Source organism: Streptomyces sp. MMG1533, from assembly GCF_001279775.1.
Taxonomy (GTDB): domain Bacteria; phylum Actinomycetota; class Actinomycetes; order Streptomycetales; family Streptomycetaceae; genus Streptomyces.
This window is the reverse complement of record NZ_LGDG01000230.1, coordinates 36,490-62,921: the sequence shown is the minus strand read 5'-3', so window position 1 is coordinate 62,921 and position 26,432 is coordinate 36,490. Positions and strand designations below refer to the sequence as shown.

Sequence of the window (26,432 nt, the reverse complement as noted above, 5' to 3'; positions counted from 1 at the left end):
GATGGGCAATGATTTGAACCAGAAGTTTGGCGACGAGCTCGTCGTCGGCCTCGACGCGGGCGGCACGCGTACCCGTGTCGTGCTCGCCGCCGCGGCGGACGGCCGTCTGCTGGGCGAGGGCGCCGCCGGGCCGGGCAACGCCCTGACCGTCCCCGTGCCCCAGCTCACCGGCCATCTCGCCGAGGCCGTCGCCGCGGCGGTGCCGGAGCAGGCGCGCGGCCGCGTCGTGTCCGTGGCCGGCGGCTTCGCGGGCGCGACCGCGGCCTCCCCCGACGACCCCGGGCACGTCAACGCCCGGACCGCCCTCACCGCGGCCCTGCGCCGGCTCGGCATCCCGACCGGGCCGGTCGGCATCTGCAGCGACATCGAGGCCGCCTTCGCCGCCGCGCCCGGCACCCCGGCCGACGGCCTCGCCCTGGTGGCAGGCACCGGCGCGGTCGCGATGCGCATCACCGGCCGCCGGGGCACGGTCACCGTGGACGGCGACGGCTGGCTGCTCGGCGACGACGGCAGCGGCTTCTGGATCGGGCGTACGGCGGTACGGGCCGCGTTGCGCATGGCGGACGGGCGGGGACCGGCGACGGCGCTGGCGGTGTCGGTGGGGCGGGCGTTCGGGGTGCCGGGGAGCGTTCTGCCGCCCGACGGTGACGCCGCCCGCTGGAGCCGCCCTCAGCGTGAGGCGTTCCGCATGCACCTGCTCCCGGCCGTCATGGCCGACCCCCCGATCCGGCTCGCCCGGCTGGCCCCGCCGGTGGCCGAGGCGGCGCGTGACAAGGACGCGGTCGCCGAGGCGATCCTCGAAGAGGCGGCCGACCAACTGACCGAGACCGTAAGGGCGTTGGACCCCGTCGCGGGCGAACCGCTCGTCGCCACCGGCGGCCTGCTCGGCCCCGACGGCCCCCTGACGGCACTCCTGGCCGGTCGCCTCACCGCGCTCGGTCTGACGCTCGACTGGGTCGCCGACGGCTGCCGGGGCGCAGCGGCCCTCGCCCGGCTCGCACACGGTGGCGGCAGCAGATGAACGACATGCTCTACCGCGACCCCACCGCCCCCGTCGACGCCCGCGTCCGCGACCTGCTCGGCCGGATGACCCTGCGCGAGAAGGTCGGCCAGCTCAACCAGCGGATGTACGGCTGGGACGCCTACCGCCGCACACCGGACGGCGCCTTCGAACTCACCGCCGCCCTGCACGCCGAGACCGAGCGCTTCGCCGGACTCGGTGCCCTCTACGGGCTCCAGCGCGCCGACGCCTGGTCCGGCGTCGACCACACCAACGGACCCGGTGCCGAGGACGGCGCCGCCCTCGCCGACCTGGTGCAGCGTCATGTCGTCGAGCGGAGCAGGCTCGGCATCCCCGCGCTGTTCGTCGAGGAGGTACCGCACGGGCACATGGCCCTCGACGGCACGGTCCTGCCGGTCAACTTGGCTGTCGGCGCCACGTGGGACCCCCGGTTGTACGAGCACATCGCCGCTTGCACTGCCGCCGAACTGCGCGCCCGTGGCGGGCATGTCGCCCTGGTCTCGGCCCTCGACATCGCCCGCGACCCGCGCTGGGGCCGCACCGAGGAGTGTTTCGGCGAGGACCCCTACCTGGCGGCCTGCCTCACCGACGCGCTGGTGCGCGGGATGCAGGGTGAGCGCTCCGAGGAAGGGCACTTCGCCGACGACCACGCCCCCGTGGTCCTCAAGCACTTCGCCGGCCAGGGCGCCACCGTCGGCGGACGCAACTCCGCCGAGTCCGAACTCGGCCTCCGCGAACTCCACGAGATCCACCTCCCCGCCGCCCGCGCCGGCGTCCGTGCCGGGGCCGCCGCCGTCATGGCCGCGTACAACGAGGTCGACGGCATGCCCTGCTCCGGCAACCGGGCCCTGCTCACCGAACTCCTCAGAGAACGCTGGGGCTTCGACGGGCTCGTCATGGCGGACGGCCTGGCCGTGGACCGCCTGGCCCGCATCACCGGCGACAAGGTGACGGCGGGCGCGCTCGCCCTCGACGCCGGTGTCGATCTGAGTCTTTGGGACGAGGGCTTCACGCACCTCGGGGAGGCCGTCGAGCGGGGACTGGTGGACGAGGAGGTCCTCGACGCGGCCGTCGCCCGCGTCCTGCGGCTCAAGTTCCAGCTGGGGCTGTTCGAACAGCACGGCCCGACGACGACCGGTTTCCCGGCCCACGGCAGGGATGTGAGCACCACCCTCGCCCGCGCCGCGGTCACCCTTCTCCGCAACGAGGGGGGTGTCCTCCCCATCGCCGCGACCGTATCCAGGATCGCCGTCATCGGCCCCCAGTCGGCCACCCCCGCCCACCAGTCGGGCGACTACACGGCCCCACAGCGGGCGGGCACCAGTGTCCTCGACGGACTACGGCAACTCGCCCCGCCCGGCGTCGGCATCCGGCACGCCCCGGGCTGCGCGCTCACCGGGGACGACCTCTCCGGCATCCCCGAGGCGGTCGCCGCGGCCGCCGCCTCCGACCTGGCCGTGCTGGTGCTGGGCGGCAGCAGCGCCCGTACGTCAGGTACCGAGTTCGACGCCAACGGGGCGGCGCTCAACGCCGTTTCGGAGATGACCTGCGGCGAAGGTGCCGACCTGGCGGGACTGCGGCTGGGCAAGGCGCAGTACGCCTTGCTGGACGCCGTCGCCGCGACGGGCACGCCGACGGCGGTCGTGCTGATCCAGGGCCGCCCGCATGTCGTACCCGAGCCCGCGGACCGTGCGGCCGCCCTGCTCACCGCCTGGTATCCGGGCCCGTGGGGCGGCGAGGCCATCGCCGAGGTCCTCCTGGGGCACCAGGAACCGACCGGCCGCCTGCCCGTCTCCGTCCCGCGCTCGGCGGCCCAACTCCCCGTGTACTACAACCACAAGGACACCGAGTACGGCTCGTACGTGGACGAGAGCGCCGAGCCGCGCTACTCCTTCGGGCACGGGCTGTCGTACACGAGCTTCACGTACGGCCCGCCGCGCCTGTACCGGAACATCGTCACGGTCGACGTCACCAACACCGGTGCGCGGTCCGGCCGTACGGTCGCCCAGCTCTACATCCGCCGGCTGCGCACCTCCGTCTGGCCGCGCACCCTCGAACTGCGGGGCTTCCAGGACGTCGGCCTGAAGCCGGGCGAGTCCCGTACGGTCGGCTTCCACATCGGCACCCGCCAACTGGAGCAGGTGGGCGCGGACCTGGAGACCGCGGTGCGGCCCGGGACGCTGGAGATCCGCATCGCCGAGTCGTCCCGGGCCGCGCTGACCGCCGTACCCGTCGTCGTGGACATCAGGCACTGATCGGCGTCAGAGCTTCACGGCCCCCGACGACACGCCCTTGTAGAACCACCGCTGCGTGATGACGAACAGCACCAGCACCGGGATCACGGAGATCACCGAACCGGCCATGACCATCCGCTGGTCGTAGCCGAACGAGGAGCTCTGCAGCCGGGAGAGCCCCAGCGTCAGGGTCATGTTGCTCTCCGAGCGCAACACGATCAGCGGCCACAGGAAGTCGTCCCAGGCGCTGATGAAGGTGTTGATGACGACCACCAGGATCGCGCCCCAGGCGGACGGCAGGTACAGGTGCCGGAAGCGCTGCCACTCGTTCGCGCCGTCGAGCATGGCCGAGTCCTCGATCTCGCGCGGCACCGCCAGGAACGCACCGCGCATCAGCAGGACGTTGATGGCGCCGACGAACCCGGGCAGCCACACGCCCGCCAGGCTGTCGACCAGGCCCAGGTCGCGGATGCTCAGGAACAGCGACACCATGATCGACTCGAAGGGGAACATCATGGAGGCGATCAGCACGACCCAGACCGCCTTGCGGCCCTTCCAGGCGGGCTTGGAGAGCATGTAGCCGGCCGTGGTGGAGAACACCAGCTGGCTGGTGACCGACAGGGCGACCACGATCAGGCTGTTCCTGATGTACGTGGCCACCGGCACCTGCTCGAAGACGGTCCGGTAGGCCCGCAGGGTCGGGTGCTCGGGCAGCAGGGAGGCGTTCGCCCCGAAGACGTCCTCACCGGTGCTCTTCAGCGAGGCCAGCAACTGCCACAGCAGCGGCCCGATGGTCAGACCGAGCACGAGGAACAGCAGCAGGTAGCGGACGACCAGTTCCCGGGGGCGGCCGTAGTCCCGCCAGCGCGGCATCAGGCGCCGGCGCTTCTCCACAGCCGTGGTCATGCGTCGTCCTCCTTCGTCAGGCGCTGCGCCAGCAGGGTCAGCCCCAGCGTCAGCAGGAACAGGGCCACGCTGACGGCCGAGCCGTAGCCGGCGTTGCCGGTGACCGGGTCCAGGCCGACGTCCCGGATGTAGAAGGGCAGGGTGCGGTCGGCGCCGCCGGGGCCGCCGGTGGCGCTGCCCAGCATGTAGATCTCGGTGAACACCCGCAGCGAGCCGATACCGGTGAGCGTGCCGACGAGCATCATGGCCTGCCGCACGCCCGGCACGGTGATGTGCCAGAAGCGGCGGGCGGCGCCGGCGCCGTCCATGGCGGCCGCCTCGTGCAGTTCCTTGGGCACGTTTCCGAGGGCTGCCAGGTAGAAGACCATGTACCAGCCGAGTCCCTTCCACAGGGTCAGGCCCATCGCGGACAGCAGGATCAGCCACGAGTCCGACAGGAACGGGATGGCGCTCCTGATCAGATGGGCCTTCTCCAGCCAGGTGTTGACCAGCCCGTCGTCGGCCAGCAGCCACTGCCAGCTCAGACCCACGACCACGCTGGAGGCGAGGACGGGGGTGTAGAAGGCGGAGCGGAAGAAGCCGATGCCGGGCAGGTTCTTCTCCACCAGGACGGCCAGCAGCAGCGGCAGCAGCACCATCAGCGGGACGACGATCAGCGCGTACAGGACGCTGTTGCGGGTCGCCAGCCAGAAGTCGGAGTCGTCCAGCATCCGCGTGTAGTTGTCGAGCCCGACGAAGCTCGCGGCGCCGCCGAGCGGCTTGGCGTCGGTGAACGACAGCAGCACGGTGTTGAGGAACGGGAACACCCCGAACACCACCGCGCAGACGATCGCGGGAGCGGTCCACAGCCAGGGCAGCCACCAACGGCGGTACATCGCCGCGCCGTTGGCGCCGGGAGCGGGGCCGGGCAGCACCGCCCGGGAGAGTCGTCGTATGCGGGACGGGGCCGGGCCCGGCACGGAGGCCGTGGCCTCCACGCCGGGCACGGACACCGGGCTCGTGATCTGTGCCGTCACCGTCAGCCTGCCTGCTTCAGCAGGTTGTCGGCCTTCTCCTGGGCGTCCTTCACGGCGTCCGCCGCGCTCTTCTTGCCCTGCATGGCCAGCTGCACCTGGCCCACGATGGCGTTCTGCACAGCGGTGGAGATGTTGGTCTGGTAGGCGGTGGCCGTCTTGAGCTGCTCGGCGACGAGCTTGCGGGCCTCGGAGAACGGGTCGTCACCGCTGACCTTCTGGAAGAACGGGTCGTCCAGCGAGGTCGTGGTCGTCGGGAAGATCACCACGTTCGGGTCCTTGCACCAGGCCGTCTGGTTCTCGGCGTTGGTGAGGAACTCCGCGAACGCCAGTGCGGTGGGGGCGTTCTTGCTGGTCGCGGCGGTCGCGATGTACTGCGGGGCGCCGGTGGTGTGGCCGAGCGCGTCGAAGGGCTGCTGGCCGACGGCGGTCTTGGCGTAGACCGACGGGCTGTTCTGCTTCACGAAGCGCACGAAGCTCGGGTTCGTCGAACCGTAGGCGACCTTGCCCTGGCTGTAGAGCGTGGAGGGGTCGTTGTTGGAGGACAGCGAGTCCTTCGGCATCGCGCCCTCCTTGTACAGCTTCGTCATCCACTCGACCCACTGCACGGTGCGCGGGTCGTCGGCGAAGACGGCCGACTTGCCGTCGGCGGACAGCGTCTTGATGTTCATCTGGTCCCAGTCGGCCGGTATCCGCCAGACCGGGTTGGCCATCGTCGCGTAGTACTTGCCGTCGGCCGCCTTGGCGATCTTCTCGTAGTCGGCGAACAGCCCGAACATCGTCGTCGGCGGCTTCGCCGGGTCGATGTCGGCCTTCTTCAGCAGGTCGGTGTTGTACGTCAGGACGACGCCGCCGGTGTACCAGGGCAGCACCGTGTGCACCGAGGCGCCCGAGGAGTCCTTCATGGTGCTGGACTTCCAGAACGCCGGGACGAAGGGCTTGCCGGCGTCCGGGTCCTTCACGCCCAGGTTGAGCAGGTAGCCGGCCTTGGTGAGGGAGGTCGCGGTCGGGGAGTCGACGTTGAGCACGTCCGGCAGGGTGCAGGCCTGGGCGTCGGCGACGGTGCGCTGGCCGAAGGTCGCGTCGCCGGGGTCGTCGATCCACTTGACCGAGGCGTCCGGGTGGGCCTTCTCGAACGCCTTGATCACTCCGTTGAAGAAGTCCCCGAAGTCCTTCTTCAGGTTGGTCGTCTGGAACGTGATCTTGCCCTTGACGTCGCCGGAGAGCTTCCCCGACCCGACGTTTCCCTTGTCGACCTTGCAGCCGCCGGCGGTGGCGTCGCCGCTGTCGGAACCGCCGGACAGGCCGCAGCCGGCGGCGGTCAGCGACAGAACGGCGATACAGGTCAGGGTGCGGGTCAGTCTTCTTGCACGCATGTGATGGGCCCTCCTGCGACCGGGCGAGTCAAGGGTGTGTTGGCTGGTTCAATCAACCAACTTCGACTCCGATTGATGAAAATGTGGACCAGAATTCATCGGAGGTCAATGGGTTGCCGTGTTGCTTTTAGGTTCCGTCGGAGATCAGTGCCGGTGTTCGTGGTCCGGGTGCGACGGATCGCCCGGATGCTCGTGGCCGTGCGCGTACACCACGCCCGCACGAGCCTGGTCCAACCAGTCGAAGAAGGCCCGCCGGCCCGCCGCCCGCCGCAGCTCGCGCACGATGGCCGCGCGGGCGTCCTCGTACGGCAGGAAGTCCGCCCCCGCGGCCGCGCCGAAGGGGTCGGTCCCGCGTCTGAGCGCCTCCGGGGTGAGGAAGCGGTCCCGGTTGCGCTCGTAGTAGTCCCGTACGGCCGCCTCGGGGATGTCCTGCTCGCGCTCGAGGCGGGCGAGCAGGACCCGCGCCGCGGGGGAGTGGGCGAGCGCCGCCGCGACGATGCTGCCGAGGTCGGCCACGTCCGTCTCGGCCACCGCGAGCACCTGCGCCGGGGACGCCTCCGCCGGTGGCCTCAGGCCCCGGTCCGCGCAGGCCCGGCGGGCGAGTTCGTCGGTGACGACCACCTGGGTCGCCCAGCGCCTGCGCTGCCGCTCGGCCCGGGCGAGGGCCTCAGGCCGGGTCTCGCGGTCGCGCGGCGGAACGGCCCGCAGAAGGGCGTCCACGCGCTCCTTCGCGACCGCCTCACCGTTCACCATGGCCGCATGCCCGCTCATGGAGTCACCTCCAGAACGACCGCCTCCGTATAGGCGACGCAGCCGTGCCAGGCGACCTTCGCCATCAGCCAGTACGACCCCGGCGGCACCGCCGAGCCGTCCACCTCGATCACACACTCCCGCTGCTCCCCGCCTGCCACGGTGAACCCCTGGAGGCCCGGCCCGACCCCCGGCCAGGTGCCCCAGGACGACACCGCCCACAACTGGCCGCTCACCGGCCCGAGGGTGGTGTTGCGCACGGTCACCGGAACCCTGACGCGCTCGTCCCGGCGCACCGTGATCCGATCAACTCCCAGGCTGGACAGCAGACTTGGCCCGGCCTGCCCGCCCGGCACGTCGAGCGCCACGACGTCCTCGTACGTCTGCCCGCCGTACGACAGCCGGGCCGCCAGCCAGTGCCGGCCGGGCTCGGCGTCGGCCGGCGGCGTCACCGTGACCTCGGCCAGGGTGAAGCCGCCGGGGCCCAGCGCGTACGGCAGTTCGGCGGGCTCGGCGGACCAGCCGGCCGGCACCTCGAAGTCCACCGTGCCCGACACGGGGGCGTCGGTCAGCTCCGAGCCGACCCGGACGGTCGCGGTGACGGGGCCGCAGGCGGTGAGCGCGGCGGGCGAGACGTATACGGCCACGGGCATGTTGCCGCGCGGGGCGGGCCCGGAGTTGTGGAGCCAGTAGCGGGTGTGGACCGGCTGGGCAGGCTCCCGGGCGGCGACGCCGGGGGCGTGCTCCGGCCGGCTGCCCGGCGCCGGCGTGGCCAGGACGGTGGCCACCTCGAAGCCGGTCAGTGCGGCGAAGAGGCCCCCTTCCCGGTCCGGCGCCAGCCGTTCCCCGGGCCTTTCCAGTACGTCCGCACGGGTGCCCTGCGCCCACTCCGACGGCCCGTGCACGCGCGCCCGCACCGGCCGCCCGTTCACCTCGTGCATCCGTACGACGACGCCGCGCCCCGGGTCGGCGGGCGCCGCGCTGCCCCGGGCGAGCGGGGAGCCGAGGGGCTTGAGGGCGTCGAGCAGAACCTCGCGGGCGGGCTCCAGTGTGAACAGGGAGGCGCTCCTGGGCAGTCCCTCGGTTCCGCCCTCGGCACGCAGCCGCGCGGTGAGCGGACGGTTGAACTCGTGCCCGCGCGCGGGCAGTTGCAGCTCCCGCCAGTCGCCCTCGCCCGCCACGACGGCGTACTCGAAGGTGTGCGACCAGCGCTGGAGCTGGAAGGCGGACCCGTCGGGAGCCGTGCGGCGCGGCGGGTCGACCCAGATGCCGGAGGGCCAGCCGGTGCAGGAGCGCATCAGGGACATGTAGAGGTCGCCGGAGGCGGTGACCACGCAGCCGGGCGTGCCCCGGTTGAGGACGGCGAAGCCGCGCCCGTCCCAGGCGTCGCCCGGGGGCAGCGCCTCACCGCCGCCCGCCGCGGTGGCCGTGATGCTGAAGTCGTCCAGGTCGGCGATCAGTACCTCGACCGCCTTGGCGTCGTCCTCGGGCCTCGCCCCCGCCACCACGAGCAGCGGCAGCCGCTCCAGGTCGCGCAGGTCGGCCCCGGGCACCCACTCCTCGCGCAGCCCGGCGCGCGGCGCGACCCACACGGCCGCCACGCCCCGCTCGGCCAGCTGCCGTGCGAGTTCCCGCCCGGCGGCCGGGTCCCAGCCCAGCGCCTCGGCGACCACGGAGTTCCGGTCGGGGCCGCCGACGGCGATCCGGATGTCGGGGAGGTTGGAGTCGACCTCCAGGTCGCCGTAGCGGGGGCCGCCGGCGATCGTCGAGGTCGCGGTGACGCCCGCACGGACGAGGGCCGCGGCGAGCGGCGTGCCCAGCTCACCGGCTGTGTCCCAGTCCGGGTACACCAGCTCGGCGACCCCGATCGCACGGTGACCGAGGAGGGCACCGGAGTCGTCCCGCACCGCGACCCGCGCGGTGGACCCCAGCCCGAACCAGGTGTTGGCCGGGTTGTCCAGCGTCCATGGGAACCGCTCGCTGTCCACCTCCACGAACCCGAACCCGCGCCCGATGACGGCGTCCGCCACCTCGTGCACCGGCAGCCCGCCCCGCACGTCCGACGGCCAGCGCACGCGGATCAGCCGGTCGGCGCCGTCGTAGCCGTCGACGGTCGTGGCGACGTCGAGCCGGTCGACGCCCGCCCACAGGGTCAGCCGCTGGGTGTACCGCAACAGGCCGAGATCGGCCCGGACCGTGATGCGCGAGCCGGCCGGGGAGTGCTCGACATCGATGTCGGCCCGCACGTCCCGGCTGCGGGCGGCGGTCGTGCCGGTCGGCGTGAGGTGCCAGGGACCCTCGCCGAAGCGCGGATGCCTCGGGTACTCCTCCTGCACGACGAGCTCGTTGCCGATGTCACCGGGGCGCAGCAGCTCCCGGCCGCCCTCCTCGGCGAGCGCGCGCAGGCTGCTGACGGCCCCGCCGCGCGCGGGGTCGACCGTCACCTCGTAGAACTCGTTGCGGATGGTCACGCCCTCGCCGCGGGTCCACTCGGGTATGGAGCCCGCCGAGAGGGGGAGCGCCTTCAGGCCCATGCCCGGCACCTCCGGTACGACGACCCGGAGCCGACCGTCCTCCTCGCGTACGGCGGGCAGCGGCCGGAAGTCGTCGCCCAGGGGCACCGCCCCGGGATCGTCGATCGTCAGCACGTCCCGCCGCTGCCAGGTCGCGGAGTTGAAGACGACCAGGTCGGACCCGGTGCCCCTCGTGACCCGGTCGGCGAGGGCCTGGGTCGCGTCGGCGTGCACGGTCTCGGCGAGGTCGTACAGCTCCCGCCACCCCGTGAGCAGGTCGATGTACACCTGGTCGGACTCGGAGCCGGTGATGGCGTCGTGGTGGGCGCCGTAGATCAACTGCCGCCACGCCTTGTCGAGCGCCGCGTCGGGGTAGGCGTGGCCGGTGACCAGCGAGGCCAGCGTCGCCCAGGCCTCGGCGTCGGCGAGGAGTGCCTCGCCGTACCGCTGGGCCTGCTTGGTGTCGATGTAGGAGACGTCCTTGCCGGTGTAGACCGGGTTCATGTCCCGGGTCTGCGGAGACGCCCTGCGGTCCTCCGCCTCCAGTTGCGCGCGTACGGCGGCGAAGAAGTCCCGCGGGATCGCGCTGACGAACCTCGGCCAGACGTACCGGTCGTTCCAGTCCCGGTGGATGCCCATCACCCAGCGGCACGGCGGCGCGTAGTCCCCGCCGACCGGCAGCAGCACGTTGCGGGTGAGCGCGACCTTCTTGAGCCCCTTGAACAGCTTGAGCGCTGCCGCCTCCGCCTCGGGCAGGGTCGGCGCGTTGTCGATCGCCCAGCCGGCGCCGTAGTGGTTGACCATGTACGCGGTCAGCAGCCCGCGCCCCGAGGGGGCGATCCAGCTGAACTCGGCCGGGAACTGCATCCGCTGCGGGTCCCGCGGCTCCTCCCCGAACACGGACAGTGTCGGCCCCCACTGGTGGAAGGGACCGCGCGCCCACGAACTGGAGGTGACCCCCGCGTCCGCCATCAGCCCCGGGAACTGCGGATCGTGCCCGAACGCGTCCAGCTGCCAGGCGGTCTCCGGGGACGCCCCGATGATCCCGCGCTGGAACCCGTCGCCGTACAGGGCGTTGCGTACGGTCGCCTCCGCGCCGGTGAGATTGGTGTTCGGCTCGTTGTAGGTGCCGCCCATGATCTCGACGCGGCCGGTGCGGATCAGCTCGCGCAGGAAGGCCCGCTCCTCCGGGAAGGCGTCCCAGTACGGCTTGAGGTAGTCGACCTCCGCGAGCACGAAGGTGTACGCCGGGTCGCGCCGCGCCAGATCGCAGTGGGCCCGCACCAGGCTCATCCCGGACTGGCCGCGCGAGTCGAAGGTGCGGGCGGGCAGACCGGTGAGGGCCGGGTCGTCGGCGACGTCCCAGGTCTCGGTGTAGGCGGCCTGGGTGTTCCACCAGACGGGGTCGTAGTGGAAGTGGCTGACCATGAACATGGTCCAGCCGGGCTCGGCTGCCGTGAACTCGCCTGTACGGCGGGCGAGTCGGTCGCCGTCGACGGCGGTGACGGCGATCTCGCGGCGTTCACCGACGGCCAGGTCGGTGTGCACGGGTATCTCGGCGTGCGCGGTGCCGTCGTCGGCCGTCGTCACGCGGGCCTCTCCGGTGATCCCGGGGCCCTCGACGGTGAGGCGGACGGTCCGGCCGGGGGTGTGGCTCAGCTCGACGGCGACCACCTGGCGCGGCTGCTCGGCGGTTTTGACGAAGAGCTCGGTCGACTCGACAGAGGACACGCGCATGGGGCTCCTACGAGGATGCTCGGGGGAGCCCCATCGTGGCACCGAGGGGGTGGTTCAAACAACCATCTTTACGTTTCCTCGGTGGTTCATCCATGCATCTTCGGCCGGAGCCGGCCGGTGCCTCCGGTCGGGATCAGCGGGCGCGTCGGTTCTTCACCGTGTGGTGCGGGGTGATGTGGTCGGTCAGCGCCAGTGAGGCGCTCGCGCGCTGGTAGGAGAGCTGCGCGACCCGGACGTAGAGGCAGTCGATGAGGACGAGCACGGAGTGCCGGCCGCCGATGCTGCCCGTGTGGAGGAAGCTGGTCTCCGAAGTGGCGGAGATCAGGCGGAGGTCGGCCACCTTGGCGAGCGGCGAGCGCGGGTCGGAGGTGATCGCCACGGTGGTGGCGCCGCGCTCCTTGGCCAGCTCGAACGGCTCGATGGTCTCCCGGGTGGCCCCCGAGTGGGAGATGCCGATGGCGACGTCCGCCGGGGTGAGCAGGGCGGCGGAGGTGGTCGCTCCGTGCACCTCGGTCCAGCCGCGCACCGAGCAGCCGATGCGGAACAGCCGGGTCTCGGTCTCCTGTGCCACCGCACCGCTGCCGCCGACGCCGTACACGTCGATCCGCCGGGCCCGGGCCATGGCCTGGGCCGAGCGTTCGATCGCGTCGAGGTCGATCCGGTCGATGGTCTGCTGGACCGCGCGCAGGTCGGCGGTGCCGACGACCTGGACGACCCGTTCCAGGTCGTCGTCGGGGGAGATGTCCGGCCCGATCTCGGCGGTGCCCCAGTCGGAGGCCTCGCCCCGGCCGCGCTCCTGGGCCAGCTCGATCAGCAGGTGCTGGTAGGAGTCCAGGCCGATCGCGCGGCAGAAGCGGGTCACCGTGGCCTGGGAGGTGCCGGTGCGGCGGCCCAGTTCGGCGGCCGAGCAGTGCGTGACGGCGGCCGGATCCTCCAGGATCAGCTCGCCGACCTTCCGCAGGGAGCCCGCCAGCCGGGGCAGCTCGGTGCGGATCAGTGTGGTGACGTCCGTCGGGGGCATGGGAAGAATGTATCAGCCACCGTTCAGGGGGTGGATTGAATACCAGGACCGCTCGTGATTTATTGATTCACCGCTGGAGATGTATAGGGTGGTTCAATCCATCAGTAGTGGGGAGTGTCGCGTGTCCGTCGAGTCCGTCAGCGCCCAGGGGTTCGCGCGCGAGAGCCTGGCCGTCCTCCAGCACGTCACCGAGTCCGCCCGCGAGGACGTGGCCCGCGCCGCCGAACTGATCGCCGGGTGCATCCGCACCGACGGTGTCATCCAGGCCTTCGGTACCGGCCACTCGCAGGCGATCGTCCTCGAACTCGCCGGCCGCGCGGGCGGGTTGGTGCCCACCAACCGCCTGAGCATCGCCGACCTCGTCCTCTACGGCGGCGACGACCCGAGCGTCCTCGACGACCCGCTCCTCGAACGCCGGGCAGGCGTGGCCGCGCGCCTCTACGACCTCGCCACCCCGAACTCCCAGGACCTCTTCGTCATCATCTCCAACTCCGGCGTCAACAACGTCATCGTCGAGATGGCCCTGCACGCCAAGGAACAGGGCCACCGCGTCCTCGCCGTCACCTCCGTCGCGCACACCCGCGCCGTCCCCGCCGGCCACCCGAGCGGCAAGAAGCTCGCCGACCTCGCCGACGTCGTCCTCGACAACGCGGCCCCACGCGGCGACGCCCTCCTCGACCTTCCCGGCGGCGGCGCGGTGTGCGCCCTGTCCACGCTCACCGGCGTGATGCTGGTGCAGATGGCGGTCGCGGAAGCCTCCGCCCGGCTGCTCGCCGCCGGGGAGCGGCCGCCGGTGTACGTCTCGGCCAACGTGCCCGGCGGCTTCGAGGGCAACCTGGAGCTGGAGAAGCGGTACGCCGGACGGATCCGGCGCACCGCGAGCTGAGCCTCACAGGGCTGGTGGCCGGGGCCCGTGAGCGGGCCCCGGCCACGGCCGTTCATCCGACGGGTACGGGTACGGGTGTCAGAGCGACGGCGAGCGGATAGGCGCCGGTCGCCAGGGCCGGCTCGGTGGTGCCCGAGGCCGTGTCCACCGGTACCAGGCTGTTCCCGTCGGCCGTGGTGACGTACGCCGTGCCGCCGTTCCAGTCCAGCCCTACGTCGAACGCGGACCTGCCGACCTCGATGCCCGTGCCGGGCGCGCCGGTGACCGTGTCGACGGGGGTGACGGTGTCGCCGTTGCTGGGGCTGACCCACAGGGTGCGGCCGTCCGGCGAGAGGGCGAGACCGTACGCCTGGCCGGAGACCAGGAGTGTCGGCTCGGTGTCGTTCGTGGCCGTGTCGATCGGGGTGACGGTCGAGCCGCCGGAGTCGGACACGTACACGGTCCTCCCGTCGGGAGCGGCCACGACGTTGAAGGGGCGGGGGCCCACGGGGACGGCGGCTTCGGCCTTCTGTGTGGTGAGATCGACGGGGGTGACGGTGTCGTCGTGGATGTCGGCCACGTACAGGGTCCGGCCGTCGGGTGTGATCGCCATGTTCTCGGGCCCGGAGCCGACCGGAACGGCCGTGCCCGCCTTCAGCGTGGTGGTGTCCACGGGCTGGACAGTGCCGTCCGTGTAGTTGGCGACCCACAGCGTGCCGCCGTCGGGCGTGAGCGCGAGACCGGCGGGGACGCGGCCGACGGCGACCGTGGCGGTGACGGTGTCGCCGGCCACGTCGATCACGCTGACCGTGTTCGAGCCCTGGTTGGCGGCGTAGGCGGTCCGTCCGTCGGCACTCACGACCACCTCGCCGGGGTTGTTGCCGACGGCGATGTCGGTGCTCTTCCCGGTGGCGAGGTCGACGGAACTGACGGACGCGCCGCTGAAGTTGGCGGTGAGGGCTCTGAACGTGCCTGCGGTATCCGTGACCTGGACCGGTATCGCGCGACTGAGGACGCCGTCGCCCGAGACGACGACGGAGTGGACGCCCGGGGTGTCCGCGGTCAGCGTGACGGTGGCCGAGGCCGTGCCCCCGGCGGGGACGGTCGCGGTGCCCTCGGCGGGCGAGGCCGTGACGCCGTCGGGCACGGCGAGCTTCCAGGAGACGGTCTTGGCGGCGGTGGACCGCTCGTCGGCCAGGGCGAGGGTCACCGTCCGGGAGGCGCCGGGCTTCAGGGAGAGGGAGGCGGGGGAGAAGGAGGCGTCGACACCGGGATCGGGGGCGTTGTCCAGCATGGTCCTGTAGAGGAACTGATCCATGACACCCGGCGAGACCTGCTCGGGAATGGCGTCCAGTTCCTTGCGCTCGGTCCGGAGCCGGTTCCAGTACGTGGTGACCGCGTCCGTGTCGCCCCGCTTGTTGGCGAGCAACAGGTCTACGGCCGTCCGCCCCGCGGTGCCGTACCGGCCGAGCTTGTCCAGCCAGGCCGAGGTCTCCTGCAGGAACCCGGGGTTGTCGAGGCGGGCGCGCAACTCGGCCGGCGTGGCGGCCATGTCGGCGAAGTAGGCCTGGAGCGCGGCGGCGGCTCGATCGAGGCCGCTGTCCTGCTCGTAGGCCGTACGGAAGTCGGCGACGAGGCGGGTGAGCGTGGGGGACTCGGTCGGGTCGAGTTGGGAGGAGTAGTTGTTCTCCGCGAAGATGCGCAGCCACTTGGCGGCACCGGTTCCCGCTCCGGCGAGGTCGCGGACGGAGGCGAGGAAGGCGGCCCGGGGGTCGTAGGCGTCCGGGTTCCACAGATAGGCGGCGGACGTGAACAGCGCGATCCGGCTCGCCTCCCCCTGGACCATCGGATTGGCACTCACGCCGGTCGCGGCGCTCGCGACCCCCGGCTCGCGGCCCGTGTAGGGGCCGAGCAGCAGACGGCTGGTGACGTAGTCGTTCACCGGGTAGTTGTCCCAGACCAGGATCGGATGGCCGTACACCTCACGGGCCTGCGCGACCTGGTCGGCGGTGATGGCCTGCGCGATCACGCCGACGCCGGTCCACTCCACGACCACGGACGGGTCCAACCGCTCCCGCAGCGCCTTCTTGTACGGGGAGTCGGCGAGGTCGGAGTACTCGGTGGGGACCATCTCCAGGGGGTGCAGGCCAAAGGGGTGGGCTTCGGTGAATCTCTTCCAGACCGTGTTGAGCAGCTGGGCCTGCGCGGCACCGGCCGCACCGCCTCCGGTGCCGAACTCCTTCTCGTCCTCGGCGCAGTTCCACTTCGTGTAGCTGATGTCGTCCAGCGGGATGGCGAAGGAGCGGACGCCGATCGCGTACAGCGAGTCGAACTTGGCGGTGAGGGCCTTGATGTCGGCGTCGGAGGAGTAGCAGACCGACAGTCCCGGGGAGAGGGCGTAGGTGAAGCGGACGTGGTCGGCGCCGGCCCGGTCGACCAGTTCTTCGAGCCGGGCCAGTTCGGCGGCGGGGTAGGCGTCGCGCCAGCGGGCCCGCAAGTAGTCGTCGTCCTTGGGGGAGTAGACGTAGACGTTCTGCTTCGTGCGGCCGTAGAAGTCGAGTTGGGCGAGCCGCTCGGCGTGCGTCCAGGGGGTGCCGTAGAAGCCCTCGATGACTCCGCGCAAGGCGGCGGTGGGCCAGTCGCGGATGGTCACTTCGGGCAACACGCCTTTGCCATGGACCAGTTGGCGCAGGGTCTGGGTCGCGTAGAAGGTGCCGGTGGTGTCGACGCCGGACAGGGCGAGGAGGGACCGGCCGTTCTTGCGGCCGGATGCCAGGACGTAACCGCCGGAGGCGAGGCCGTCCGGTGGTGCGGCGCCGAGTTGCTTGAGTGCCTTTCCGGTGGCGCTGTTCTCGCCGGGGCCGCCGAGATAGACGGTGAGTCCGGCGGGGGGTGGCTGGTCGTCGGCGTCGACGGTGGTGATCCGGCTCGCACCGGCGGCGCGCAGGACGGCCTCGACGACCCGGCGGGCCGACGGGTCGGTGCCGGGGCCGACGACCTCGACGACCCGGTCGGGGACGGTGAGTTGGCGGGGGCCCGTGTGCATGCTCTGCGGGGTCGGCCAGACCTGCGGTACGGCGGGGCGTGGGGCTGCCGATGCCTGGCTGGTCGGGGCTGCGAGCCCGACGGCCATCAGCAGGGCGACGGCCGTACGTCTGAGGCGCGTGGGTGGAAGCACGGGTTCTCCTCGGAGGCCGTGGGTGAATGCATCCACCGACTGATGGTAGAGATGTTGAATTGTACATTCAATGGACTTGGTGGTCCCGGTCGGCAAGCACGTCTTGGAGGCGGGCGTGGCGGAACTGGTAGAACGACCCGGCCTGGCGCAGTACGCCGCGTGCGTGTGCGTCGTCGAGGAAGCGCATGAGCCGCCAGGGCAGTCGGCCCCGCAGAGCCAGCCAGAAGACGGTTACCCAGTATCTTCCCGAGGCGCTGTTACGGAGGGTGAGGATGAGGGTGAGGAGCGCCGTGAGCAACAAGAGGAATGCCGTCGCCAGGACGGGGCGAACCGATGTCAGCGCTCCTGCTGCGACGGCCGAGGCCGCCAGGGCGCCCCCCAGCAGGGGGAACGTCAAGGTCGCCCGCCAGTCCGCCCGCAAGCTCGCCCGAGGAACGGTGAGTGTCGGCAGGCGTCTCGGCAGCCGGAGCGCGCCTCGTCCGCGGATCGTGAGGCCACTGCGTGGTTCAGGAGACCGTACGGCTGTGAACGTCACCAGCAGAACTGTCACGCCGCTCCACCCGGCGAGGGTCAGGGTGAGTTGGGGAAACAGGTCGGACACGCCGGTCTCCGCGAGGAGCCTCAGCGCCATGACCGGCGCGGTGAGCAGAACGGCGAAGCAGCCGAGGCGCAGTCTCATGCTCCATGGACTGAACGTCCGGTGCAGTTCCCACCAGGCGAACTCGCGGGTTTGTCGTTGCTCCAGATGCCGCGCGAGGAAACCGAGCCATCTGCGCGCCGCGTCCGGTGAGTAGGCGCTCCTTCGTCCGCGACCGAAGACCGGGTCGGCGACGTAGGTCGCGGGAATCAGGGCGTCGAGCAAGTGCTTCTGGATGTCACTCTCGGAGTGGAACCGCAGAAGCTCCGCGGGGTCGGTGGACGGACTGCGGTACACCTCCTCGGCCAGTCGGAGCATCAAGGGCTGAGTGAGAAGCTGTGCCAACGGAGCCTCGGGGCGCCCGGCGAGGACGTTGAGGACCGGTCCCCATCGCAGGTCGCCCGGGAGGCGGTTGTAGGAGAGGTAGGCCATCGCGTCAGCCGGCTGAAGGGGCCTGAGCTCGATGACCGCGGCCCGCGCCAGGGTACGGCCGGCGCGCTGGATGACTTCCTCGTACTCGGCGGTGCGCGAGGTCAGGACGTACCTGCCGTCCGGCGGGATGTCCCGTTGCAGGCTCTCCACCGCATGGGCCCGCGCGCTCGGTGAGAGTTCGTCGAGGCCGTCCAGCATCGGCAGCACCATGTTCGCCGTCACCAGGTGTCTCGCGGTCTGGGGCGCCATCGGGTAACAGATGCGCAGGCGATCGGTGATCCAGTCCGTGAGCGTCTGGGCAGCCGGATCCCACGACGTCAGGGACAACGACACCGGCACCGGCAGCCCGGGGACGTCCGCACGGCGCCGGAGCAGCTCCAAAGCCAGCAGGGCCAGGACCGACGACTTTCCCGACCCCGCCGCTCCGAGGATGACGAGTCGTCCGTGGGGCAGGGACGTGAAGAGGTCTTCGACGTCCCGCAGCGTGCCTGACCCGACGGGCAGGCGTCCGGCCTCGGCCGGCGTCAGGAACCGGCGGTTGAGAGACCACCGGATGTCGAACCGAAAAGGTTCGTGAAGCCTGCGCAGCCCTGGTTCCCGCAGCTGCAGCCGGTACAGAGCATGGCTGAGGGCGTCGGCCGCCTCGGCGAGTTCCGGATCGTCGTGCACTCGGCTCCAGGGCCAAGGCGAATCGAGCGGGTCGCCTTCGGTCGATCTCACCACGGGCGCCCGGCGACTGATCAGCTCCGCCAAAGGTCTGACGTCCTCAGGCGTCAGAGCGGTGACCGTGGTCCACCGTGTGGCCTCCCCCTCGTGCAGCACGTCGACCAGGTCCTCGCGGGACCCGCCCGGCAGGACGACTCCCATGAAGCGGTCGGGATGCGCGCCGTGGACGTCGCGCAGTTGCACGGTTTCCTCCACCGGCAGCCGCCGGTACGCGGGTGATGGCACCAGCAACACCACCTCGGCATCGAGGAGTTGCTGTCGCTGCCAGCGCGGCCACTCCGGCGTCCGCTGGCCCGGGGGACGGTCCAACCGGGCGTCGATTCCCTGGCCGCGCAGCAGGTACCAGAGTTCACGGACGGCTTGGAAGTGGTCGACCGAGTCGTGGGCGTAGGAGATGAACACCCGGACGGCGTGCCGCCCGTCGCTCGAGGTGCGGGGGGCCGGCTCCTGGGATCCGGCCCGCCGGAACCGGTCGAGGAGGTCCCGGCGCTCGGTCTCCTTCAGCTCTGTGACGCAGCGGGTGATCTCCTGGTCGGTGAGGTGCGCGACGATGCGCTCCGTGGCGGCCAGCACGGTGTCCTGCTGCCTGGGACGGTCCCCGATGGTCGCGAGGATCTCCTCGTACGCGTAGAAGGGCTTGTACGGCACCTCGACTTCGCCCCAGTAGCCCTCCGGGTCGGGCAGGTGGGAGAGGTAGCGGCCGAACTTGGACCGGGCGTAGTCGCGGCTCGACTCCAGCCGGGCCCGTTCGGCGTCCTCGACCCGCATCGGCACCGGGAACATGCGCAGTTGGTCGTCCGCGCGCTGCCGGTGCACCGACGCCGCGACGGCCTCGGCGCCGTCGATGGCCTGGGTGCTCAGGGCGAAGCAGTTGACCAGGATGTCCGGGAGCTGGACGGTGCAGATGCCCGCCGTGTCGCTGAGTCCCGTACGGCTGTCGATCAGCACGTAGTCGTAGCGCTCCCGCATGCTGCGCTTGAGGGCCTCGATGAACCCGCCGCCGCCGAGACGCTCGTAGAAGTTGCTCCAGTCGAAGCTGGTGACCAGCGTCGAGTACAGGGCGTCCTGTCGGCCGGCCGGCACGAAGTCGATGGTGCCCGGCCCGGGGAACTCGTGCTCGACGGACATGGCGTAGGGCTGGATCCTGGCGAGTCGTTCGTGCCAGCCCGGCTCGTCGGGTGTGGCGGGATCCATGGCCGCGGTCGCGAATTCCCAGACCAGGTCCATGACGCCCGGCGAGGACCGAAGTTCGTGGTCGGGCAGGAACGGGTGGAAGTAGCGGTGCAGGCCGGGGGCTTCCAGGTCCCAGTCCACGACCAGCACGCGCATGCCGTTGGAGGCGAGGATCCAGGCGGTGTTGGCCAGCCCCATGGAACGGCCGGTGCCGCCCTTGTACGAGTAGAACGTGATGATCCGCGACCTCAACGCCCCAGTCCTCCGGGTCCGGTCAGGACCGGCCGGTGCTGCGGCCCGGTCTCGTTCACGCGGCGCATGACCTCGGCCATCCGCATGATGCGCCCCTGGATCTCGATGAGGACCTGGCCGAGGACCTTCTCGAAGTCCTCCATCGACGGCATGTCACCCCGGAAAGTGCCCGTGCCGGCGTCCATCCAGTTCCCCAGACTGGCATAGAGCCTGTCGTACGTGTGGTTGCCCTGCGGGCTCTTGCGCATCTCGTCGATGTCCCAGGGCACCAGGACGACCGAGTTGCGCGAACGGGTCTGGTTGAGCCGGGCGAAGAGCTCCTGGTACGTGTCCAGGCCGACCGACCACGGGTCGACGATCAGCACGACCAGGCACTTGTGCTCCGCCGCCCGGTCCAGAAGCGTGAACAGGGAGTCGTCGGCCGACATCACCTGGGACATCATCTTCCGCGCGGACGCCACACCCTGGGCCCGTACGACGATGCTGTCCGAGGACGCCGGGTGGTACGGCCGCCAGTCGCCGAGGTCGTCGCCGTACACGTCCATGCCCGTGCGCATGATGTGCACCATGTCCTCCCGGTCCCCGACCGCGACGACGAAGGCCACCTTGCGCGGGCCGCCGCTGCCCCGGGACGTGACGGTCCGCTCGGCCGCCGGCGGTGACGGTTCGGCGGGGGCGAACGCGTTGGGCAGGGACAGCAGGTCCGGGACCGGTCCGGGCGGCGGAGGCGAGGCCGCCGCCTCCAGGATCATTTCTGTGTAGCGCACCAGGAAGTCCTGGTAGCGGTCCCTGTTGTCCTTCAGTTGCAACAGATACCGGAGTCCGTACTTGCGGTATTCCTCACCGAACATGTCACGGGAGTCCTGCAGGAGCCGTGCCACCGGCGGGAGTTCCCGGGGCGGAGCCCACCACACGGGCACGATGCCGCCCGGCTCGCCCCCGTTCGCCGCCCGGTGGGCGGCCACGCGGGCGGAGAAGGCGTGCCATTCCTGACCGCAGACGGGGCTGGTGAAGTAGTGCGGCGAATAGACCGGAATGAAGACCCGGCAGTTCGCCAGGGCTTCTCCCACGAGGGCCGGCCACGGCACCCCGCTCCGCTGTTCGCGGTCCAGGAATGCGACGGACTCCGGTTCGAGGCCGCCGCGGGCCGATATTTCACGGCAGAGATCGCTGTAGAACTGGTCCAGGTAGGGGTCCACGCGGTCGGCGCGCGCATAGCTGAAGAAGAAATGCCGCACACGCCCTCGCTAGTGGTCCATGTCCGCCTCCGTCTGGTGGCGCGACCCTACTGGACCGGAACCGGGGGCGGGGACCCGTCCGGAAATCTTCGACCGACCGGATGCCGGGCCGGATGCCGGGCCGGATTCCGTGACGACGCGCCCGAGCCGAAAGGCCGTCAACCGTCATGGCCACCAACGGGTTACGTCGTCCAGTGCCGTGATGACGGCGAGGAAGCGGCCGGCCGTCTGACCGTCACCAGCCGGTCAGCAGCAAGTGGTTGAGCAGCAGCGCGAGAAGGGCCTGCGCCGCCAGCCATCCCCGCACGCCCGTCAGCCACGCACCCGCCGGCAGCAGCCACATCGCGAACGGCAGCCAGATGCGTTCCGTCTCCGCCTTGCTCATGCCGGACAGGTCGGCGACGAGGAGGGCGATGAGCGCGGCGAGTACGAGCACGCCCAGGCGGACGTCCGGCCGGGGGCGCCTGTGGGCGAGCGTGACGCCGGTGCGCCGCAGCCCTGCCACCGTGGCCGGGCCCACGATCAGCACGGTGCACGCAAGGTTCGCCCACACCCAGTAGCCGTACGGCCGCACCCCGCCCGCGCCTTGGTGGTAGCGGCGGACCAGCAGCCGGTACGCCTCCCACCAGTCGAAGCCGAGGGCGGTGAACGCGATCGGCACCACCAGGAACCCGGCCAGCAGGAAGGGGAGCGGGCGGATGCGGTGCGTGCCCAGGAGGAGGACGGCGCCGGCGATGACGGCGAACAGCGTCAGGCCGTACGACAGGTAGAGGGTCAGGCCGAACAGCAGGCCCGAGCCCGAGCCGGTCCACTCCGGCCGGTGTCCCGTCACCGCCAGGGCGAGGAACGCGACCGCCCAGGCCGCCACCGCCGCGAAGTAGCCGTCGGCGGACGTGCCGACCCACACGGCGGCCGGGGCGAGGACGAGGAAGGGGGCGGCGCGGCGGGCGAGCGACTCGGCCGTGAGGGTCCGTACGGCGACCAGGACCGCGACCGCCGCCGTCGTGCCGAGGGTGATGCACCAGGCGCCCGCCCAGCCCCCGCCGCCCAGCCCGATGCGGTCCAGGAGGACGAAGGTGAGGGTGGCTCCCGGGGGATGGCCGGCGACATGGGCGGGCCAGTTGTCGGGCGCGTCGATCAGGATGTGTCCGGTGAAGTCGCGCAGGGTCGCGGGGATGTCGTCGAACCGCTCGATGACCCGGAGGTACTCGCTCCCGGTCGTCAGCTGCTCGGCGATGCCCCGGTGCCAGCCGTCGACGAGCGCCAGGGACCACGTCCAGGCCATGCCGGTGACCCACACGCACAGGAGCAACGCGCGCCACGACAGCCGGGCGGCCAGGGCGGGGCCGTACGCCACGACCGCGACCCCGACGGCCAACGCGGCCGGGGTGCCGGGGCCGACGTGCGGATCCCAGGTCGCCAGCAGGGGCGGCCATCCGACGCGGAGCGTGCCGTCGCGGTGCTCGACGGCGTTGCCGACCAGGACGGCCGTCGCCACGAGCAGTGCTGCGGCCAGGGCCGCGTACAGGTCACGTCTCAGATCGCGGTTCACGCACAAACGCTAGGTCGCGAGGGCTCGCCCGGACGGCTGACAGGCGTGGACGTCAGAGATTCGTCATGGTTCGCGGGCCGGTCCCCGGGGTGGCGCGGGCCTACGGTCGGGGCATGGCCCGCACCTCCTCATCGCCACGCAACCCCTCGTCGCCGCGCACTCCCTTCTCGCCCGCCTTCTGGCGCAGCCCGCTGCGCGGCCCCTGGTTCACCTCGGTGCTCGGTGTCGTGCTGCTCGGCGGAATCACCGTGCTGTTCGTGACCGGGCTGCTGTCGTACGCCGCCTACAACCCAGACCTGTCACCGGTGAACGACAAGACGCCGGACAAGGGGATCCTCGGCTTCTACCTCTTCTCCTGGCCGACCGACCCGCACTGGCTGTACCGCCTCAACCAGGGCGTCCACGTCACCCTCGGGATCACCCTCGTGCCCGTCCTGCTGGCCAAGCTGTGGTCGGTCGTGCCGAAGCTGTTCACGCTGCCGCCCGCCCGGTCGCTCGCGCACGCGCTGGAGCGGCTCTCGCTGGTGCTCCTGGTCGGCGGCGGGCTCTTCGAGTTCGTGACCGGTGTGCTCAACGTCCAACTGGACTACGTCTTCCCTGGCTCCTTCTATCCCCTGCACTTCTACGGCGCCTGGGTGTTCTTCGCCGCGTTCGTCGCGCACGCGGTACTGAAGACACCGATGGCTCTGCGAAATCTGCGCCAACTGCGGGAGGAGAAAACCGAGTTGGTGGCTCCGGACCCCGCCGATCCCACCGTGTCCCGGCGCGGTGCCCTCGGGCTGGTCGGCGGCGGCTCGCTGCTGCTCTTCGTCACCACGGCCGGGCAGAACTTCGACGGGCCGTTGCGCAGAACCGCTCTCCTCGCCCCGCACGGCGGTGCCGAACCGGGCACGGGACCGGGCGGCTTCCAGATCAACAAGACGGCCGCGTACGCGGGGATCGATGCGGCGGAGACGAATGAGGAGACGTGGCGGCTGGTCGTCGCCGGGCGTGACGGGACCGTCCGGCTGGGCCGTGCCGACCTGCTCCGACTCCCGCTGCACAGCGCCGCGTTGCCCATCGCCTGCGTGGAGGGCTGGTCGACGTCCGACCAGTGGTGGCGCGGTGTGCGCCTGCGCGACCTCGCCGCCCTCGTCGGGTACGACGATCCGCCCGACGTCCTCGTGGAGTCACTGCAACGCCGCGGCGCCTTCCGGCGGGCCGCCCTGCGCGCCAACCAGGTCGCCGACCCGCGCTCCCTGCTCGCCCTGTACGTCAACGGCGAGGATCTGACCCCCGACCACGGCCACCCGGCGCGGATCATCGTGCCCGCGGCGCCCGGTGTGCTCAACACCAAGTGGGTGGCCCGGATGACCTTCGGTGACCTGTGAAAAGGACGGTGAGGAGACCGGTGACGCGTCCCAGGCTCGCTGTCGGCAGCCCCTTTCAACTCCTGCTGCTCGCCTGTTCGTTCGCCCTCGCGGGATATGCGGGCGCACGGCTGCTCGCGGGGGACTGGTTCGGCGTCGCGCTGTGGTTCGTGGGCGCGGCCCTCCTCCACGACCTGGTGCTGCTGCCGTTGTACGCCGTGCTCGACCGCGCCCTCGTGAAGACGGCGGGCCGCCGACGCGCACAAGTGGCGTACGTCCGCGTGCCCGCCGCCCTGTCCCTGCTGCTCCTGCTCGTGTGGTTCCCGCTGATCAGCGGGCGGGTGGCGGGGCGTTACGCCCCGGCCACCGGCCTGTCCGGCGACGGCTTTGCGGCCCGCTGGCTGCTCCTGACGGCCGCGCTGTTCGCCGGCTCGGCGCTGCTGTTCGTGCTGCGGCTGCGCAGGGCGACGAAGGAACGCCCGCCGACCGCCCACTGACCGTCGGCACGCCAGCCCGCGCGGTTGGCGTGCCGCAGCAGGGCCGGTGTGCCGAGCCGCGCCCAGGGGAACGGGCTGCCGACCGCGCCCCGGGCGTCGGTCACGTGGACCAGCACTCGTTCGTCGAGGTCCAGCTCCGGCACCGTCTCCACGATCAACAGACCGCCTGAACCGAGGAGTTGGGACATCCGGGCGAGAAGAGCCGCCGGATCACCGCCGATTCCCACGTTGCCGTCGATCAGGAGTGCGGTGCCCCAGCGGCCCTCGCCGGGCAGCGGCTCGAAGACCGAGCGCCGCAGCGCCGGCCCGCCGAGCGCCCCCGTCCGGGAGACGGCCGCCTCGCTGACGTCGATGCCGAGCACCCGCCGCCCCTGCGCACCCAGCGCCGCCACCAGGCGCCCCGGGCCGCAGCCGACGTCGAGCACCGCGCCCTCGCAGCGCCGCAGTACCTCCAGGTCCGCCGCGTCGGCGTCGGCGCACCAGCGCTCCACCTCCAGCGGGAGCAGCCAGCCGTCGGCACGGCGCAGGAAGAGCGGGCCGCGGCCGGTGCGCAGGGCGTCGGCATAGGGGTCGGCGGACCAGGGATCGGCGAGCGGCGCCCTTTGCCGAGCGATCCGTACGGTGCTCATCGGGCCCCGGCCGCACTGAGCCGGGCCAGCTGCGCGGCGAACCGCCCGCCGGGCGCGGCCCGGGCGACCACGTCCGCGTCGTGGGCCGTGTCCACGTCCCTGAGGCGTGGCAGGTCCCGCACCCGCAGTCCCGCGAGCCGCGCACGCTGCACTGCCCCCGTCGAGGGCGTCGACATCGGCACGCCCCGCAGCAGTGCGGGATCGGGTGCGGCCAGCCCCAGCGCCCAGAAGCCGCCGTCCTCGGCGGACCCGAAGTACGCGTCGCAGTCCGCGAAGTCCACGGTGAGCAGCTCCGGCGTCACCTGCGGGGTGTCCATGCCGATGAGAAGGGCGGGGCCGTCGCAGCCCGCGAAGGCGGCGGCCAGCCGTTCGTCGAGGCCGCCCGCGCACTGCCGTACGACCTCGAAACCGGTCGGCAGCCAGGGGCCGGGCTCGCCCTCCAGGACCAGGACCCGGCGCCGTGCGGGCGTCCGCGCCACCGCGTCCAGGGTGTCCGCCAGGGAGGCCTCCGCGAGCGCGGCGGCCTCCCTGGGCGTGAACGGCGGTGTCAGCCGGGTCTTCACCCGTCCCGGGCGAGGCTCCTTGGCGATGACGAGCAACGTGGTCACGCACGGACTCCCTTCTCGGTGGCCGTCCCGGCCTCGGCCAGTACGCGGCTCATGTCCCGTACCGCCTGCCAGGTGCCGCGCCAGGTGCCGGTCACTTTGGAGGCGCCGGTGCGCGGGTGGTAGGGGACGTCGTGTTCGGTGATCCGCCAGCCGGTGTCGGCCGCGTGCACCACCATCTCCAGCGGGTAGCCGCTGCGCCGGTCCGTGAGGCCGAGGGCGAGCAGCGCCTCGCGCCGGGCGGCGCGCAGCGGGCCGAGGTCGTGCAGGCGCAGACCGGTGCGACGGCGGAGCAGACGGGTCAGGGCGAGGTTGCCCGCCCGTGCGTGCAGCGGCCAGGCACCGAGGCTCTGCGGGCGGCGCCGGCCGAGGACCAGGTCCGCCTCACCGGCCACGACCTCGCGCACGAACGGCACCAGGTCGGCCGGGTCGAGGGACGCGTCGCAGTCGCAGAAGCAGACGATGTCGGCCGTGGCAGCCGTCAGGCCGGCATGGCAGGCGGCGCCGAAGCCGCGCCGCTCCTCGTGCACGACTCTCGCGCCGAGCGCCCGGGCGATGCGGGCCGAGCCGTCCGTGGACCCGTTGTCCACGACCAGCGCACGCCAGCCGGGCGGGATGCGTTCCAGCACCCACGGCAGCGCCTCGGCCTCGTCGAGACAGGGGAGTACGACGTCCACGGACACGGAGTCCGGAACGGAATCGGAAGAGGTCGTCACGGCTCTCACCCT

General features: G+C 71.7%; 17 protein-coding genes. 4 read left to right on the top strand and 13 right to left on the bottom strand.

Annotated features, from left to right (window positions below):
* Nucleotide 1: 1 nt before the first annotated feature.
* Both ADK57_RS28600 and ADK57_RS28595 read left to right on the top strand, forming a co-directional pair.
* Nucleotides 2-1,021 (top strand): N-acetylglucosamine kinase, encoded by a 1,020-nt coding sequence (locus ADK57_RS28600; protein WP_053752485.1) that lies wholly within the window; start codon nt 2-4, stop codon nt 1,019-1,021.
* Entirely contained in the window at nt 1,018-3,276 is a 2,259-nt protein-coding gene (locus ADK57_RS28595) for a glycoside hydrolase family 3 N-terminal domain-containing protein (RefSeq protein WP_107091663.1), read from the top strand. Before ADK57_RS28600 ends, ADK57_RS28595 begins: the two co-directional genes overlap by 4 nt.
* A 6-nt stretch (nt 3,277-3,282) precedes the next feature.
* Here ADK57_RS28595 and ADK57_RS28590 read toward each other — a convergent pair whose 3' ends face one another.
* The 6 genes from ADK57_RS28590 to ADK57_RS28565 all read right to left on the bottom strand — a co-directional run bounded on the left by ADK57_RS28590 (nt 3,283) and on the right by ADK57_RS28565 (nt 12,571).
* Nucleotides 3,283-4,161 (bottom strand): carbohydrate ABC transporter permease, encoded by an 879-nt coding sequence (locus tag ADK57_RS28590; protein WP_053752484.1) that lies wholly within the window; start codon nt 4,159-4,161, stop codon nt 3,283-3,285.
* Nucleotides 4,158-5,177, bottom strand: coding sequence for a carbohydrate ABC transporter permease (locus ADK57_RS28585; RefSeq protein WP_053752483.1), 1,020 nt, complete (start codon nt 5,175-5,177; stop codon nt 4,158-4,160). Before ADK57_RS28585 ends, ADK57_RS28590 begins: the two co-directional genes overlap by 4 nt.
* Before the next feature lie 2 nt (nt 5,178-5,179).
* A complete protein-coding gene (locus ADK57_RS28580; RefSeq protein ID WP_053752482.1) occupies nt 5,180-6,550 on the bottom strand; it encodes an extracellular solute-binding protein in 1,371 nt (456 codons plus the stop codon).
* A gap of 144 nt (nt 6,551-6,694) precedes the next feature.
* A complete protein-coding gene (locus ADK57_RS28575) occupies nt 6,695-7,321 on the bottom strand; it encodes a hypothetical protein (protein ID WP_053752481.1) in 627 nt (208 codons plus the stop codon).
* The gene (locus ADK57_RS28570; RefSeq protein ID WP_053752480.1) at nt 7,318-11,550 is read right to left on the bottom strand and encodes an NEW3 domain-containing protein; all 4,233 of its coding nucleotides are present in this window, start codon (nt 11,548-11,550) and stop codon (nt 7,318-7,320) included. The genes ADK57_RS28575 and ADK57_RS28570 overlap by 4 nt, the downstream gene beginning before the upstream one ends.
* Nucleotides 11,551-11,683: 133 nt before the next feature.
* Complete coding sequence (locus tag ADK57_RS28565) at nt 11,684-12,571, bottom strand: MurR/RpiR family transcriptional regulator (RefSeq protein WP_053752479.1); 888 nt, start codon at nt 12,569-12,571, stop codon at nt 11,684-11,686.
* A 121-nt stretch (nt 12,572-12,692) separates the two neighbouring features.
* Here ADK57_RS28565 and ADK57_RS28560 point away from each other — a divergent pair, with 121 nt between their 5' ends.
* On the top strand, nt 12,693-13,457 hold the full coding sequence (locus tag ADK57_RS28560; protein WP_053752478.1) for a sugar isomerase domain-containing protein: 765 nt from the start codon (nt 12,693-12,695) through the stop codon (nt 13,455-13,457).
* A gap of 52 nt (nt 13,458-13,509) precedes the next feature.
* Here ADK57_RS28560 and ADK57_RS28555 read toward each other — a convergent pair whose 3' ends face one another.
* From ADK57_RS28555 to ADK57_RS28540, 4 genes are all read right to left on the bottom strand, one after another.
* Nucleotides 13,510-16,569, bottom strand: coding sequence for a beta-N-acetylglucosaminidase domain-containing protein (locus ADK57_RS28555; RefSeq protein ID WP_199830704.1), 3,060 nt, complete (start codon nt 16,567-16,569; stop codon nt 13,510-13,512).
* A gap of 112 nt (nt 16,570-16,681) precedes the next feature.
* Nucleotides 16,682-19,834: a KGGVGR-motif variant AAA ATPase gene (locus tag ADK57_RS28550; RefSeq protein ID WP_053752477.1), complete on the bottom strand. Its 3,153-nt coding sequence runs from the start codon at nt 19,832-19,834 to the stop codon at nt 16,682-16,684.
* A complete protein-coding gene (locus tag ADK57_RS28545) occupies nt 19,831-21,072 on the bottom strand; it encodes a TIR-like protein FxsC (RefSeq protein WP_053752476.1) in 1,242 nt (413 codons plus the stop codon). Before ADK57_RS28545 ends, ADK57_RS28550 begins: the two co-directional genes overlap by 4 nt.
* A gap of 235 nt (nt 21,073-21,307) precedes the next feature.
* The gene (locus ADK57_RS28540; RefSeq protein ID WP_053752475.1) at nt 21,308-22,624 is read right to left on the bottom strand and encodes a hypothetical protein; all 1,317 of its coding nucleotides are present in this window, start codon (nt 22,622-22,624) and stop codon (nt 21,308-21,310) included.
* A gap of 113 nt (nt 22,625-22,737) precedes the next feature.
* Here ADK57_RS28540 and ADK57_RS28535 point away from each other — a divergent pair, with 113 nt between their 5' ends.
* Complete coding sequence (locus ADK57_RS28535) at nt 22,738-23,994, top strand: molybdopterin-dependent oxidoreductase (protein WP_053752474.1); 1,257 nt, start codon at nt 22,738-22,740, stop codon at nt 23,992-23,994.
* Between the two features lie 331 nt (nt 23,995-24,325).
* Here ADK57_RS28535 and ADK57_RS28530 read toward each other — a convergent pair whose 3' ends face one another.
* The 3 genes from ADK57_RS28530 to ADK57_RS28520 are packed head-to-tail and all read right to left on the bottom strand — an operon-like array spanning nt 24,326 to nt 26,429.
* A complete protein-coding gene (locus tag ADK57_RS28530; RefSeq protein ID WP_053752473.1) occupies nt 24,326-25,099 on the bottom strand; it encodes a class I SAM-dependent methyltransferase in 774 nt (257 codons plus the stop codon).
* Entirely contained in the window at nt 25,096-25,707 is a 612-nt protein-coding gene (locus tag ADK57_RS28525) for a TIGR04282 family arsenosugar biosynthesis glycosyltransferase (protein WP_053752472.1), read from the bottom strand. Before ADK57_RS28525 ends, ADK57_RS28530 begins: the two co-directional genes overlap by 4 nt.
* Entirely contained in the window at nt 25,704-26,429 is a 726-nt protein-coding gene (locus ADK57_RS28520; protein WP_053752471.1) for a glycosyltransferase family 2 protein, read from the bottom strand. The genes ADK57_RS28525 and ADK57_RS28520 overlap by 4 nt, the downstream gene beginning before the upstream one ends.
* Between the last annotated feature and the right edge of the window lie 3 nt (nt 26,430-26,432).

Coding starts and splice junctions, on each gene's coding strand:
- ADK57_RS28555 (WP_199830704.1), bottom strand. CDS start 16,569: ATGGCCGTCGGGCTCGCAGCCCCGACCAGCCAGGCATCGGCAGCCCCA.
- ADK57_RS28530 (WP_053752473.1), bottom strand. CDS start 25,099: ATGAGCACCGTACGGATCGCTCGGCAAAGGGCGCCGCTCGCCGATCCC.
- ADK57_RS28565 (WP_053752479.1), bottom strand. CDS start 12,571: ATGCCCCCGACGGACGTCACCACACTGATCCGCACCGAGCTGCCCCGG.
- ADK57_RS28600 (WP_053752485.1), top strand. CDS start 2: ATGGGCAATGATTTGAACCAGAAGTTTGGCGACGAGCTCGTCGTCGGC.
- ADK57_RS28590 (WP_053752484.1), bottom strand. CDS start 4,161: ATGACCACGGCTGTGGAGAAGCGCCGGCGCCTGATGCCGCGCTGGCGG.
- ADK57_RS28570 (WP_053752480.1), bottom strand. CDS start 11,550: ATGCGCGTGTCCTCTGTCGAGTCGACCGAGCTCTTCGTCAAAACCGCC.
- ADK57_RS28595 (WP_107091663.1), top strand. CDS start 1,018: ATGAACGACATGCTCTACCGCGACCCCACCGCCCCCGTCGACGCCCGC.
- ADK57_RS28575 (WP_053752481.1), bottom strand. CDS start 7,321: ATGAGCGGGCATGCGGCCATGGTGAACGGTGAGGCGGTCGCGAAGGAG.
- ADK57_RS28580 (WP_053752482.1), bottom strand. CDS start 6,550: ATGCGTGCAAGAAGACTGACCCGCACCCTGACCTGTATCGCCGTTCTG.
- ADK57_RS28535 (WP_053752474.1), top strand. CDS start 22,738: ATGGCCCGCACCTCCTCATCGCCACGCAACCCCTCGTCGCCGCGCACT.